Raw genomic sequence first — 13891 nt, forward strand, 5'->3', positions numbered from 1 at the left:
AAAAGCGCGAGGCTGTCAGACAGCCCCGGTGCTGTCTCCGACCAGATGCGAGTTTTCGGGCGGCAATGAAAACGTTTGCAATGGCGGCGGGTGGGATAAGCCTAGGTTTATCACCAGCGGCAATTCGAGGCCGGCTTGGGAATGGAGCTTCGCGCGTTTGTGGGCCTGGTGACGTTTCCGCCATGGATGGTGTTGGTTCATAATGTGGCGGGGCTGTCAAAAGACAGCTTCCGCTCCTCATACCTAGAGCCCAGCAATCACCCGCTACCCCGGATTGTAAGAAAAAGCCCAGCGCCCCATTGGAAACGAAAAGCGCCGGGGAGCCTTGTCGGCTCTCCCGGCGCTGCGCGCTCGCTCTATCGGGCGGACTACACGCGCACGTCTTTCGCCTCGGCCGCGTGCTCTTCCCGGTCGCAAAACTCCACCCGGAATTCGGATCGGAACACGGCGGGAATCCGCTCTTCCAGGAGAGGCCGGGCGATCATCTGGTAAAGGTCGGACAGCACATCCTCGCGCTCCATGGCCTTAGTCTCGCCCGTCTCTTCGATCTCCAGGGTGAATACTCCGCAGCGATCATAAATGGTGCGGCGATCTCCCCCGTCGCTCCTGTTCACGGTGCGCAAGATCAGCCGGCCTTTGGTCGTCCCTTCGGCTTCCTCTTGGCCCCACAGTCTGCGCCGCAACTCCGGTGAGAACCGCGCCCCCACCTCCATCCTTTCCGCCCAGGTCATCACGTCGGCATCGCGCATCACTTCAAACGACAGGTGGCGGATGAAACGCAGGCGCGGCCGGTGCTTCAGAAAGCTCGCGAGAGAACGGCGGCAATCCCAGAGCGATTCCGAGAGCGAACGCCGCCCTCCGCGCTCTGCAAACAGCACCGATTCCTGCACCATCAGCAGATCATCGTTGTGCGCGTAGAGATGTTGCACGTCCCCGCCCGACAGCACGCGCGAAACGACGTGCTCGCCGAGATTGGCCGTGTAGTGGATCAGCTCGCGCAGCTCCGCGGGTGAGCGCGGCGCGAGCCGATGGCAGGGGAATGCCTTGGGAGGGACGGAGGCTTTAGCGGGGCGTTTTTCTTGCGCCTGACGGGCGCGGGTGGCACCCTTTCTTTCGATCCGGTTGGACTTTTTCATTGAATGTGGATTTGGCTGATCGGGTCTTACGCCGCTGCGATGTTACAAGCATCGCAGCGGTCTTTTTTTGTTTGGCTTCCTCTGCCGTGACCCACTGGAGCAGTTGAAGTGTGGTTTCCCCGCCTGGCTCAACGTCGCCTCTCATCCATTCGGACAAGCGCGGTGCAGCAACGCCGAGACTATCGGCGAGCTTCTGCTTCGAGCCGCGTTCAGTCGTGAGGCGACGAACGCGAGCGAAAAGCCGTTTTAGGTGGGGGGTTGGTCGTTCGACCATGTCAAATACTTACGGTATAACGTAAGCATGTCAACCGTGAAGCTACGGCGTTATTTTTTCGGCCTTGGCTTTCGTTGGGGACTCGGCGCCTCTGGCTCTTTGGAACCGGCCTCGTCCGCGTCGCCAACAAACCAGCCACTATAGTCGACCGTGAACTCGACTACCTTGCCTTTCAATTTCACTGAATACCCATCCCTCCGCACGCTCTCAGCCATCTTCTCCGCAGCTTCGCGGGTCGGTGCCTCGATCTTTGTTCCTACTGGAAGCAAAAAGACTTTCGGCGGAACTACCGGTGACGCTTTGACAATGTCTGATAAATACTGCGTGTAAATCTCGCTGAAAAGCGAACGCGGCTTAACGTGCTCGGCGAAAGAAGAATCATCGATAGAAAGGTGATCGCGCATGCGGGCCACCACACCCGCCAAATAAGGAAGGCCAACTTCGAGTGCCAGCGATAAGCGCTTGGCATCGTCGTAGCGGAGAGGCACAAGGCCGTCCTCGTATCGGCGCAGTTGCGAACTATCCATTTCGGCCCTTTTTGCCACAGCAACCCGAGACATTCCCTTGTGCAATCGCGCGTCCAAAAGACGCTCACAAATTTTGATTTCCTGAGGTGGGATAGGGTGTTTTCGAGGCACGGCGGATTGCATACCTGAAAGCACAATAGCGCAAGGCAGCTTGACAGGGAAGCACGGAAACGCTTTTGTGTTTCCCGTGATTGCAACACACCAAACCCTCGGCGCCTCATTCGATCGCTTCGATGCGCGGCACAAGGTCAACGCCGCGCTGCGCCGCTTGAATTGGAAGCCGAAGCATCTCGCGGCACGCGCCGGCCTGGCGCAAGGAACGGTGCGCAACATCGTTTGCGGCACGAACGCCACCGCAGCGGGCCGCGCCAAGGTGGAGAAGGCGTTGGGCGAGAAAATTTGGACGACCGAGGACGCGGACCCTTTGACCACGAACACGACCAATGAAGACCAAACACCGCCAACATCATGACTGAACAAGCCGCCACGGAACGCATCCAAACCCGGAAGGTCCGCACCAAGCCCCGCCCCGATACCGTCCACGCCGCCGGCGCGCAACAATTGCGCGACCATCACGCCGCGTGGCTCCAGGCAAAGCGAGTCGCCGATGCGACCAGCGCCGAGATTACCGCCCTGGACAAGAATCTCGCCAAAGAGATTTACGACACCACCTTTTGGCCGGTCGAAACTCTGGATGCGGTCCCGCTGGAAAAACTGGTCCAGCAGGCGCGCAAGCATGGCTTCGGCGATGTGGTCGGCAACAAGATGGACGTTCGCGCCGAACTGTATTCGCGGGTGCAAACGGAGGTGGAACTGATCCGCAAGGCCAGGGAAAAACTTCAGCGCCTGATCGGCAGTGAATTGAAGGACCGCCGCTCGATTCTCACGCGGGCTTACGACGAGACGGTGGAGCGCATCGCCAAAGCCTTGCTCATTTTCTGCGCGGACGAAGCCGAAGCCATCGACATGGCCAAGCTCTTCACCCCGGCCACCAGCCTGCATGCCCGGCTCTGGGATGCGAGCCAATGGACGGCTCCGGAAACCGCGCCCAACCTCGCCGCCGAACTCGAAACGCCCATCGATCGCATCCCCGACTGAACCGCCCTTTTCACCACTCAACACACTCCAAATTATGCCTACTGCTTCCGAAGTCATCGCCGGTTTCGCCACCAACCCCTTCATCACGGAGTATTCCGCCGGGGCCATCGTCAACTTCACCCGCCGCGTCGCCAAGGTGCTCGCGCCGATCGTTTCGGTTCCCGACCTCACCGCGCATTACAAGATTCACAGCAAGGACCGCCGGTTGATCCTGCCCGACACCGTGCGCCAGCTCGGCGGCAAGGCGACAAATGTTTCCATCGAAGCCCTGGACGGCCAGGTGACTTGCCAGGCGCACGCGTTGGACCACGTGTTGAGCGGCGCACCCGTGGCCATCGAATACTGGCTCGCCGATGCGTTTGATTTTCTCTTGGGCATTGCCTCCCAAGTTCAGGAAAAGGAAACCATCGACAAAGCCTTTGCCGCCGCCGGTGCCGGCAGCGCTTCCGTGTGGGGCAGCGGTGTTGACCCGGTGCAGGCCATTGACACGCAGATCCTCGCGCTCATCCTCCAGGCCAAATGCGATGCCGTCGCCGTGGTATTCGGCACCGCCGCATGGGACGACTTCAAGAATCATCCGAAGGTGACAGCCCGCGTGAAGGGCGATCTTTCCTGGCAGGCGCTCCCGAATCTTTTCCACGCTGGCGCGGAGTTCCTTCCCTCCTACGCGATCTATGACGCGGCTCCAAATGCCGCGGTTGAAAACGTCACCTGGATGTTCCCGGCAGATGCGGTGCTCATCATTGCCAGCAGTTCCAAGCCCAACCGCCGCGACGCGTCTTTCATGAAGAGCTTCACCCGGCTCACCAAAGGCTTCGACTTTGTTCCGACCAAGGACGACCGCGACATCATCGCGAAATTCGATTGGTTCAACGACATCAAAGTAACGAACAGCGCTGGCGCGATCCGCCTGAACGTCTCGCTCTCCTAGGCCATGATTATAAATCGGCAAGCCCAGGTCCGCGAGGCGCTGGTGAACCGCCACCTTGCGAAAGGCGGCACCCTCATTACCGCATTTCTGAACGCGGAAAGGGAGCGGCCAGACTTGTTTCGCAGCGATCTTGCCCCGCTGCTTCAGCTCAGTTTCACCGAGGCGGAACTGCTCGGTGAGACGCTGCTTCGCGAGATCACGCCGAAGCTCAGGCCCAGGCCGATCGCCAACCGTGGAGTGGCTGCGATGTGCAAGGGCAATGTCGCGGTGATGCAGGACTGGATCGCCAACGTCGAGGACGCGATGGCGAGCCATTCGCTTTTCGCCTCCGATGCCTGGAACCTCATGAAAGGGCGCGACCTGGCCGGGTTCGTCGCCTACGTCCAGGCCGCCACGGGCGACGTGTTGTGAAATGAAAATCTTCTGCGCCACCACAACGCAGGACGGTGAACAAGCTGTGCCGAACACTGGGTCTTTTCATGGATTGTCTACCCGCCCCGTAGCCATCGCGGCGCCGTCGATGGCCAGCGGGGTCAATCAACAGCTTGAACGGGCGCGGCGGGCCGGTGCTGACGGGACTCCGGCCCGCCGCTTTTCCTTTTTCTGACGTTATGAGCACACCCAAGAAACCAGGCAAACCGGCCAGCGGCCGCCGTGAATTCCGGCGGCGTGACTACGGGAAAATTTCCGTCATCGATCGGCTGCCCGATCCGGTCAAAGCGGAACTGCGCACCCGCTGGGAAAATCCGGCCATCAGCTACCAGAAAATCCTTTCGTGGCTCGCCACGGAACACAAGACGCGCACCTCGCAGGCCGCGCTCGGCGCTTTCTTTCGGCGGCAGAAAGAAACCGGCTTGCTGGCCGCTGCCGGCCAGGAGCAGGCGGGCGGCATTCCTTGGGAGGTTTCCGTGTTCGCTCCCGGTGCGACCGAAATCCGCGTCACCATCCGCCCGGCCGCAACCGGCGCACCCGCTGCCCATCCGTCGAAAGCATGATCCCTCTTGCCATTCAAGCGGTCGAGTTGAACGCCCCACAGCGCGCCACGCTCGCCGAATGGCAGGCGGAGTTGGGCAAGCTGGTGCAGCATCAGCGCACCTGCCGGGCACGGGCGGTGCATGGTTCGCTCGGCATCCATCTTTCCAGCGCCATCCGTGGGGCGCACGAAGCCATCGCCGAAGTCGGCGCGCCCGCCATGGCGCAACTGCTCACCACCGCCGCCGAATCGATCAGCCATTATTTCCGCCACGCCGGCGACGCCCGCCAGGCGGCCGCACAGTTCCCCGCTTTCGTGGAGTTGCGCGGCTTCCTGCGCGGCTACAAGGGCGAAGATTCTTTGGCAGGACTCGCGGACCAGGCGGAAGCCACCGGCCAATTGATCGCCCGCATTTTGGAAGGCGGCGAAGTATGGCGCTTCACGGGAGGCGAGCGATGAAATCGAAAGCGGCCCGCCATTGCGCACAAATGCCCGACGTTTGTTTGGGGGGTATGGGAGCCGCGCCCATTGCCTTCCCGCGCGTTTGCAGAGCGGTTGCATTCGCCCGCGCCCGCAATTTGCGGCCCGTCGAAGTCTCCTTTTGGCCCTGCCCGGTGCTTCTCCCATGAAGTCGCACCCGCTTTCCAGCCCCGCGACCCTCCGCGCCACGCCCCGGCCGCCGGCACCGGCGCTCCCACCGGTGGAAGAGGGCATTCCCTTCGATCTCAGCACGCCGGCCGCACCGGGGAGCTACACCGCTGAAGAAGTCGCCGCTGTCGCCGCTGTCTATTTTCAAGTCGTCGCCGCCCTGGTGGGTCTCAACGCATGGGCGCAGGCCATGCACGCCGAGCTGCTAAAGCGCGGCGCGGATTTTTCGCAAATCACCCCGCTGGGCAATGAGGCGGTGCGGCTCGGCTCAATAGCCACGGAAGGCGCAGAGGAAATCATCCCATTACTTAATCGCTCGAATGGCTAATCAAGACGATGGCGTAAATATCCCGGTCAAAGTCAGCATCGAAGGCGCGGACACCGCCGCCGCTGGCGTGGAGAAGGTGACGGAAAAAGTCAGCGCGGGCACCGAGGCCGCGAAGACCAACGCCGCCGCCACCAATGAGCAGACCGAGGCCGAGCGCAAATATGCGGAGGCGTTGCAGACCACCGCCGCCGCGCGGGCCGCCAACACCGCGGAGTTTGAGAAAAGAGCGGGGATGACGGTGCAAGAGCAGGCCGCCAACATCGGTGCGAATTTCAACGGTAATAGCGGCGTGGAGAAGACGGAGGAAGAACTCGCCAAAGAGCAGGCGTTATTGGAACTGGAGAATCAACGCGCCGCGATTCTCCACCAGATCAGCGAGGCTCGCCGCTATGAGGACGCGGCGCTGCAAGCCGAGCTGGCCGGGGAGACGGAAGAGGCGGCGATGCTGGAGCGCGAGGCGGGGGTGCGGCGGGATGCCGTCACCCTCATGCGGCAGCTCAATATCCAGGAGGAGCAGGCGCTTTCCATGGCTCGCGCCCGCATGGTCGCGACGGAAAAAATCACCGCTCTGGAGACGCAACAACTGGCAATCGAGCGGGAGCAAATCGCCTTGCAGGCGGAATTGAATGCGCAGCTCATCGCCGAGGAAGCGCTCCGGCAGAAGACATCGGCCAGCGTCGCCGCCAATGTAGCGAGGGTCCGCGAAACGACAGCGGCGGAGGAGGCCGGGGCGATAGCCAGATCAGAGCGGGGATTGCTGAACGCCGGCAAGCGGGAGTTGGGCGGCGCGCTCGGCATCGGTTTAGGCGGGCTCGCCGCCGAAGTCCCGCAAATCGCCGCCTTCGTCGCGCTGATGGAGGTAGTTAATAAGATCGGAGAAGAGTGGCAGCATGTGAAAAAATATCAGGAGGAAGCAGCGGCCACGCAGGAGCGGTTCCTTGCGGGAGTGAAAGAGCTCTCCACCGCGCAAGCGGACCTCGCGGAGATCCGGCAAACGATCCGCGAGAGCAAAGATGCCATGGCGTCGCTCGCGGAGGAAACGGATAAAGCCAACCGCGCCTTTGACGCGCTGGGACAAAAAGGCCGTGAACAGCACAGTCTCGCGCGGACGAAGATCGGCGCGATGGAGGGCGAGGAACTCGCCCAGGTCGACGCCAATCCGAATCTCAACCCGGACGAACGGGACGCGCAGAAGGGCCGGATTCGGGAAGGGGCCATAGACCAGCGGCAGCAGATCGACATGGAATCGATCGAAGGGGAAAAGAATCTCGCCCAGGCGCGTTCTGAGGAGGCGACGCGAATCCGCCGTGAGGCGGAGCAGAGACAACAGAATCTGGAGCAGGAGATAAACGACAAACGCGAGCAGCGAACGCGCGAGGCGTTGCAGGCCAAGCTCGCGAATGAAGCCGGGCACAATCTCGACGGGCAGGAACACTACGGCAACGCCCTCGAATTGAATCAGCAGGTCAAAGACCTCACCCAAAAATATCAGGAACAAACGCAGGCCGTGGAGCGCGCACGGGACGCGGAGAAGAAAATTGCCGAGGCGACGGAGAACCAACTGGAAAGCCTCAACATGCAGGCCAAGGCCACTGGCGAGGTTTACGACTTGCGGAAAAAGCAGCTCGCGGCGGAGGAGCAGGCCAAACAAGCCAAGCGCGAAAAGGCCGATGATGCGGAAATGGAAAAGCTCGTCAGCGAGGGAGAACAAGAATATCTGGCGGCCGAAAAGGCGCGCGAAAAACACGCGGAGATCAGCAAGGAACTCCACGCACAGCAGGCCATTCTCCAGGCGCTCATCGATGGGCACAAGGATGTCGCGAAGTCGTTGCAGGATCAGCTCGATGCGGAAAAGCAAATTGCCCGCTTGAAGGCGCAGGGACTCAGCGACAATGAAGCCAAGGCCGAAGCAGCGAAGACAAAAGAGTTGAAGGATCAACTCGCCGCGCGTGAGAAAATGGCCCGGCTGCAAAAGATTGACGATGCGGACGCCGTCGACCACGCGAAAGCACAGCACAATCCGCGCGCGGTTGCGAAGGCCGAGCGAAAGCAAGCGGAGGACGAAAAGCGGGAGCGATTGGAGGGCGCGGGGCTTTCGGGCAAGGATCTCGAGAAAAAGCTCGGCAGTGAGATGGAGGACTACGACAGGCTGCACCGCCGCAAAGGCGTGATCGATGGGCACGCGCCCCAGGCGCATCCCAAGCGCGGCTTGGATGACATCGCTTCGCCCACGGCCCCGTTGGACCCAAACGACGCCATGCGAGCGGGCGAATTCGGGCCCAGCCCGGCGATGCAAGCCTTGCTCCGCCGCCCCACGGGCCCGCTCTCCACGGCGACGCCGAAAAGCCAGGACATGCAGGATCTCGAAAAACGCAATCCGATTGCACCGCCGCCCCAGCCGCACAGCGCGGACGATGGGAAGAGCAAAGGCGGATCCGACAAAGGCGGCGCGGACAAAGGCGGCGCGGACGTGAAGGCGGGGGGTGCCGATGTCAAGGCAGGGGGGAGCGACGTTAAAAAAGGCGGCGGCGATGTTAAGGACGGCGGTGCAAATGTGAAGGAGGGGGCGAATATTTTTAGGGACGCGGTGAACGATCTCAAAAAATTCATCAATAGCCTGCCCAAGGGCGGCAGCGGAGGGGGCCACACGCCGAGCGATAGCAACGACGCGACCAACTCCGCCGACTCTCCATCGTGACATTATGAGCCCCAAATCTTTCGTAATTTATTTCCAGAGCGGCGAGTTGCGAACGGTGGAAGCGCCGAGCATGCGCACCGCTCTCCGCCACGCGGAAAAGGCGCTCCCCAAAGACAGCATCGTCGCGGCGGTGGAAGCCGATTGCCTGCCCATGCGCCAGAGCGACGAAGTTCCTTTCCTCGCCGTCTTTTTGAAAAACCCGCACTTCACCGCGCCGGAGGTTCCGGAGGCATGAAAGAGCGCCGGAGCTTTTGCATCATTCACAGCCACGGCAACACCTTTGCCGAAGGCCGCACCGCTCGCCAGGCGCTCTCCAGGGCTTCCGTGCCTCTCGGCTTTCGCGACGTGCGCGCCGTGATTGATGTGCGCTGCCTCACGGTGCGGCATCCCGTTCTCGGCGGGTTCCCTGGCGACGGCCCTTTCGCCGCGTTCGTCCTGCCAGCCGCACAGCCGGAGGTAAGGCTGTGATCGCTCCCGAATACTACACCGCCGCGCAGATCGCCCTCGCTCTTGGCCGCTCCAAGCGTGGCGTGTGGAAAGATCAAACACATCCGGCCAGCGGGAGAGGAAACGATTCGCGGCAATCGTGCGGCCGTGTGGGGACTGGCGCAGCTTCCCGACGCGCTTCGCGGCGAGCTGGTGACGCTGGCGGCGGCGCGAGGCTTTCGCGATGCTGGCGCCATGCTCACGACGCCGCAGGCGCAGTGGCAGCCCCCCGTGCCGCTCGCCGCCGTGGCGGGCGAAGCTCTGGGCAAGGCGCGGAAGCTCTGCACCGCCTTTGCAGGCACCCTCCAGCGGTTGAATGATCTCACGCTTTCCGAGGCGGAATTCTCCCAGCGTGGCATGGCTGACTACCGCGCGGCCTTTGGCTATGAAATCTCGGCCAAGCAATGGAAGCGCTTGCTCGATCGCACCGTGAGTCGCGACCGGGGCGCGGAGGACTGGCAGCGCCTGGAAATCTACCTGGACGAAAACTGCGCCCGCAAATCGCCCGCGAGCACCGTGGCCGCCGTGCTGAGTGGCAATGACCATCGCGAGTTGCGCGATTTGATCGCCTCTTTCAAAAAGCCTGCCGATCCGGCGAAAGGCGAGCGCGTCTTGCTGTGGCAGCGCGTCTTTGACCGTTACGCGGACTTGCTTGCGGACGGCATGCCCGCCCGCACGGCGCGGCGCGGCCTGGTGGCCTTTCTGGCGCTGCACGCCCCCAGCCTCGCGAGGACCGCGCATGCCTTACACGTCGCCTTTAATGCCAAGCTGGCGAAGTGGGAGGCCGGAGAGGGGAAACCTTCCGCCTTGGCCGATGGCCGCGCTTCAGCCAATCGGGAACGCACCTTGGAACTGAGTAAGGAGGACCGCGAGACGTTGCTCGCGCTCGCCGCCAAGTTGGGAGGCGGTCTAAGCCAGGGTTGGCGGGAAGCAATTCGCCGGGGCGTGCTGAGTGCGGACCTGGTGCAGCGCTACATCGGCAATGCCCGCTCCAAATCCTATGTGCCGCACGCGGTGCGCGAGGCGCTGGGAAACGACGTGAAACTCTTGGATGATCTCATGCACGGCCCGCGCCAGGCGCGGCTGGGGGGTGCCTACATTTCCCGTGATCCAAATACTTTTGCCGCTGGCGATTGGATGCAGGGCGACGATTGCACGCTCCCGGTTTACTACTCCGAAGAGACAGCCGAGGGCGTGCGCCTCATGCGTGGGCAGTTTCTCGCGATGATCGACGTGCGCACGACTTACATCCTCGGCTTTGTGCTCATCAGTGCGCCGCCGGATCGGCCCTCGACTTACAACGCCTGGCACATCCGCAATCTCATCACCACCGTGCATGAAATGTATGGGCTGCCGCGCCACGGCTTCTATTTTGAAAACGGCTCTTGGCGGGCCAAGGTGCTGACCGGCAACTTTGCCGACCAGACGGGAACCGAGACCGGGCTGCGCGAATTTGGGCTGAAGTTCCGGCATGCGCGATTGCCTCGCGCCAAAGTCGTGGAGCGGGTTTTCGGGGCGCTGCAAAACACCATGGAAGCCGAGCCGGGTTACATCGGGCGCGGATGGCATAATGACCGATACGAAAGGACGGAGCGGGCGAAGCGGTTTGTGGAATCGGGCAAGCTCAAGGCGGGCGATCATTTTTACACCCGCGACCAATGTATTGAGCGGCTCACGCACCTGGTGCAGCTCTACAACGAAGAGCCACAGGGCGGGAAGTATTGCGGCGGCCTCTCGCCGAAGGACGCCTACGAAAAACACTTCGGCGAAGTGCCGCTCTTGCGCCTCCCGAATGCCGCCCGCTATTTGCTCGCCAACGAGCGCAAGCTCTTGAAGGTGGGACGCAACGGCATCAGCTTCCGCGCCGGCAGCGAAGTGTTCACCTACAAGAGCGCGGAAACGGGCGCGCTGATCGGGCGGCCGGCCGAAGTGTTTTTCAACCGCGAATCGCCGGAAGTGCTCGGCGTGAAACATCCCGACAGCGGCGAAGTCTTTGCGGTGCGGCGCGCGGCGCAAGTGCCCGCGATGGATGCGGACGACGAAACACTGGCCCAGGCGTTCGCCGAGAATGAAGCGCACGACGGTTATAAGCGCGCTCTGTATCGGGCCATTCGCCCCAAGTTCTCCCAGCACTTCCTTGGCCGTCCGATCTTCCGCCCCACGATGATCGACGCCGCCACGGTGGAAGCGGGCCGCCAATTCGCCGAGAGTGCAGAGGCGGAAAAGAAGGCCGTCACGACTCAGCAAAGGCTGCACCGCCGCACCAGTGCGGCCGCGCAAAAGATCGGCATGCGCGTGCGCGCCGGCCGCGATCCAGAAACGCAGGCGTCAGCGGCGGAGAAACTCGCCGCTCTCATGGCCAAAGCCGAACAGGAGAAAGATTAAAAATGACCACTCGCCACGCCTCCGAAGATTCCGAAAAATTCCGGCAGGAACGCTACATGAGCAGCCCTGAAATGCAGCGCGGCCTGCTCGCGAATTGCGTCGCCGCTCGTGTGCAGGTGCTCACCGATCCGTTGCACCGGAAGCTCGTTTGGTGGCTGCAAAAAGTATCGTGGCAGCCCGGCGGCCTGGAGCAGCTCGCCGCCGAGCTGATTCAGCGTTGGCCGGAACGGTTCGCGACCGTCACAATGCAGCGGCTCGGCATCGGCGCTGGCCGCATTTACTCGGCGGAGGAAGTGACGCAGGCGCAAGGGTCATTACGGGGAAAAACGACAGGCTGGGCAGGCGCGTATAATCTTCGCCGCGCGTTCCCTCTGAGGGGCGAGGTCTATGAGCCGTTGGAGAGCCCTTGGGCACGGGAGGATGACGAGGACCGGCGGAAATGGAGTAAATGCCGGTCGGACAAGGCGCGCACCCTGAGAAAATCGCGGGCCTACCCCAAGACCTACCCCGCAAGCGATTTTGCGGAATACTGCCTCGAAGAGGCGCGCAAAGAGCTGGCTAAATTCCTTTTCGAGAAACTCTGCTTGGATCCGGAAGTGCGCATGGATGAATCGCCGCTGTGGTATTTTCCCGGCCTGGTCGGATCGCTCGCCGAGCTGCACGACCTTCACGCGGAGGCCGCCGCTTCCGCGCCCGTGACTGAGATCGGCGCGAAGATCGCTGAGACAATGGGATATGCGCTCGCGGAGCGCGGCCTGGTCGTCATCGATGGGCTGGCGCGCACCGGCAAGACCTTTGCCGTGAAAGCGTGGTGCCAGCAAAACCCCGGCCAGGCGCGTTACGTTCAAGTTCCATCGTCCAATGACGACATGAGCTTTTTCCGTGCGCTGGCGGAGGCGCTGGGCATCGGCACGAGCCACGCCTATAAAGCGTTGGAGCTACGCGGGCGAATCGAGACGGTTTTGCACACGGGGGATTTGTTGCTGGTTCTGGACGAAGGGCATTACCTCTGGCCACAGCGCAACATGAGGAAGGCCGTGCCGCATCGTATCAATTGGATGCTCACGCAGCTCGTGAATATGGGCGTCCCGGTGGCCGTCGTCACCACTCCGCAATTCACAAAGAGCCAGGAGGCGCTGGTGCGGGGCGGGGGATGGTCGTCAGAGCAACTCGTTGGGCGCATCATTCATTACGAGCAATTGCCTTCCTTGCTCGGCGAAGACGATTTGCAGGCCGTCGCGCGGCATTGGCTGCCCGGTGCGGATAACGATGCGGTGGCCACGCTCACCGCCTACGCGCAAAGCTCGGAGAAGTATCTCCAGGGCATCGAAGCGCTGGCGCGCCGATCCCGCTTTTTGGCGAACAAAGCAAATCGATCCGAACCGACATTTCAGGACGTTGTCTGCGCCCTAAAAGAGAGCGTCGTGCCGTCCGACAATGCAATTGCCGCTGCCCTGACCGGCGCGCGGTCCAAGCCCCGTAAGAAGGCCGCAGTTTCACCCGCTACAGAAGCCGTGCAGAGCCCCTGTAGAGCCTCTGCACGAATCGTGCAGCCTTCGAGGGAATCGACTTTCAAAGCGCCGGCGCGAGACGCTGGCGCATCCGTTCTTACCGCTCAACCGACATAGCTCGCCCAGGTTTGCGAGTTTTTCGAGAAGCCGCCCGCAAGGCGGCCATTACCATTTCCAGGCGCGTTTTGGACATTGGACACGCCAAAATTAAGAAGTGGGCCGCGAAGCTACATGGAGACTTGCGCACGGACGGGGCTACGCTTTTGTGACGGTTTCGTTAATTCGCGACTTGCGCTACAAGGATTCAATTGGTATTGTAGCGGAAACCACGACAGTGTTTACGCGTATACACTGCTCTTTCAAAGGTTTACGAAGCATGCTCTTTTCCCGAGATCAAATCCTGGCATCCGGCAAGAATGCCCGCCGCTGGTTTGTGCGGCTCATCTTGTTCCTTGGCGGCTCGGCGCTGCTCCTCGCCTCGATGCTGGTCGGCTTTCTCTTCCTCCTCGTTAGCTGGGCCAATGAGGCCGTCAATCTCTTGCTCATTTTCGCGGCGAAAACGGTCAGACCACGCAAACTCGAAAACGATTAGTCCCCCTCGGAACCCATGTACTCCACGCTCCCTCATCTCCAGGCTGCCATTCGCACTTCCCTGCAAAAAGGCGCTCTCTGCCGCATCTACGAGGATACGCTCCTGGCCTGTTGGCCCAATTTGAGTGCCGACTCGCGCACCTTGAAAATTGACTACTTCGCGGCGCAAAATCACTGGAGTGTCAATTACCGCGAGTTGGGTGCCATGGGGGTGGTCGCCGAGTTTGAAAAAGTGGCGCAGCACGCCGCCGCTTAGGCAGCGTTCGCGAATTCCTCACGCTGGTTTCAGCGGCGAGAAGATAGCC

The 13891-nt window shown here is 61.7% G+C and carries 16 protein-coding genes; 14 read left to right on the forward strand and 2 right to left on the reverse strand.

The window, feature by feature from the left end; translation table 11 throughout:
• Window positions 1-368: 368 nt before the first annotated feature.
• A complete protein-coding gene (locus ABJF10_RS02045) occupies window positions 369-1136 on the reverse strand; it encodes a hypothetical protein (protein ID WP_348542845.1) in 768 nt (255 codons plus the stop codon).
• A gap of 324 nt (window positions 1137-1460) precedes the next feature.
• The gene (locus tag ABJF10_RS02050; protein WP_348542846.1) at window positions 1461-2060 is read right to left on the reverse strand and encodes a helix-turn-helix domain-containing protein; all 600 of its coding nucleotides are present in this window, start codon (window positions 2058-2060) and stop codon (window positions 1461-1463) included.
• Between the two features lie 64 nt (window positions 2061-2124).
• On the opposite strand from ABJF10_RS02050, the gene ABJF10_RS02055 reads away from it, so the two are divergent.
• The 14 genes from ABJF10_RS02055 (at window position 2125) to ABJF10_RS02120 (ending at window position 13842) form a co-directional block, all read left to right on the forward strand.
• Window positions 2125-2409 carry a helix-turn-helix transcriptional regulator gene (locus ABJF10_RS02055; protein WP_348542847.1) on the forward strand — a complete coding sequence of 95 codons (285 nt, stop codon included), beginning with the start codon at window positions 2125-2127 and terminating at the stop codon, window positions 2407-2409.
• A complete protein-coding gene (locus ABJF10_RS02060; protein WP_348542848.1) occupies window positions 2406-3035 on the forward strand; it encodes a hypothetical protein in 630 nt (209 codons plus the stop codon). Before ABJF10_RS02055 ends, ABJF10_RS02060 begins: the two co-directional genes overlap by 4 nt.
• Before the next feature lie 34 nt (window positions 3036-3069).
• Window positions 3070-3966 carry a hypothetical protein gene (locus ABJF10_RS02065; RefSeq protein WP_348542849.1) on the forward strand — a complete coding sequence of 299 codons (897 nt, stop codon included), beginning with the start codon at window positions 3070-3072 and terminating at the stop codon, window positions 3964-3966.
• A gap of 3 nt (window positions 3967-3969) precedes the next feature.
• The gene (locus ABJF10_RS02070) at window positions 3970-4377 is read left to right on the forward strand and encodes a hypothetical protein (RefSeq protein ID WP_348542850.1); all 408 of its coding nucleotides are present in this window, start codon (window positions 3970-3972) and stop codon (window positions 4375-4377) included.
• 200 nt (window positions 4378-4577) lie between these two features.
• Window positions 4578-4961, forward strand: a complete 384-nt coding sequence (locus ABJF10_RS02075) for a hypothetical protein (RefSeq protein ID WP_348542851.1) — start codon at window positions 4578-4580, stop codon at window positions 4959-4961.
• On the forward strand, window positions 4958-5398 hold the full coding sequence (locus ABJF10_RS02080) for a hypothetical protein (protein WP_348542852.1): 441 nt from the start codon (window positions 4958-4960) through the stop codon (window positions 5396-5398). Before ABJF10_RS02075 ends, ABJF10_RS02080 begins: the two co-directional genes overlap by 4 nt.
• Window positions 5399-5564: 166 nt before the next feature.
• Window positions 5565-5915 carry a hypothetical protein gene (locus tag ABJF10_RS02085; RefSeq protein WP_348542853.1) on the forward strand — a complete coding sequence of 117 codons (351 nt, stop codon included), beginning with the start codon at window positions 5565-5567 and terminating at the stop codon, window positions 5913-5915.
• A complete protein-coding gene (locus ABJF10_RS02090; RefSeq protein WP_348542854.1) occupies window positions 5908-8613 on the forward strand; it encodes a hypothetical protein in 2706 nt (901 codons plus the stop codon). The genes ABJF10_RS02085 and ABJF10_RS02090 overlap by 8 nt, the downstream gene beginning before the upstream one ends.
• A 4-nt stretch (window positions 8614-8617) precedes the next feature.
• Window positions 8618-8848, forward strand: a complete 231-nt coding sequence (locus ABJF10_RS02095; protein ID WP_348542855.1) for a hypothetical protein — start codon at window positions 8618-8620, stop codon at window positions 8846-8848.
• Window positions 8845-9081, forward strand: coding sequence for a hypothetical protein (locus ABJF10_RS02100; RefSeq protein WP_348542856.1), 237 nt, complete (start codon window positions 8845-8847; stop codon window positions 9079-9081). Before ABJF10_RS02095 ends, ABJF10_RS02100 begins: the two co-directional genes overlap by 4 nt.
• A 42-nt stretch (window positions 9082-9123) precedes the next feature.
• The gene (locus ABJF10_RS02105; protein WP_348542857.1) at window positions 9124-11484 is read left to right on the forward strand and encodes a hypothetical protein; all 2361 of its coding nucleotides are present in this window, start codon (window positions 9124-9126) and stop codon (window positions 11482-11484) included.
• A 2-nt stretch (window positions 11485-11486) separates the two neighbouring features.
• Window positions 11487-13112, forward strand: coding sequence for an AAA family ATPase (locus tag ABJF10_RS02110; protein WP_348542858.1), 1626 nt, complete (start codon window positions 11487-11489; stop codon window positions 13110-13112).
• A 259-nt stretch (window positions 13113-13371) separates the two neighbouring features.
• Window positions 13372-13587, forward strand: a complete 216-nt coding sequence (locus tag ABJF10_RS02115) for a hypothetical protein (protein WP_348542859.1) — start codon at window positions 13372-13374, stop codon at window positions 13585-13587.
• 15 nt (window positions 13588-13602) lie between these two features.
• On the forward strand, window positions 13603-13842 hold the full coding sequence (locus ABJF10_RS02120; RefSeq protein WP_348542860.1) for a hypothetical protein: 240 nt from the start codon (window positions 13603-13605) through the stop codon (window positions 13840-13842).
• Window positions 13843-13891 lie beyond the last annotated feature (49 nt).

The organism is Chthoniobacter sp. (assembly GCF_040003245.1).
In the GTDB taxonomy this organism is placed as follows: Bacteria; Verrucomicrobiota; Verrucomicrobiia; order Chthoniobacterales; family Chthoniobacteraceae; genus Chthoniobacter.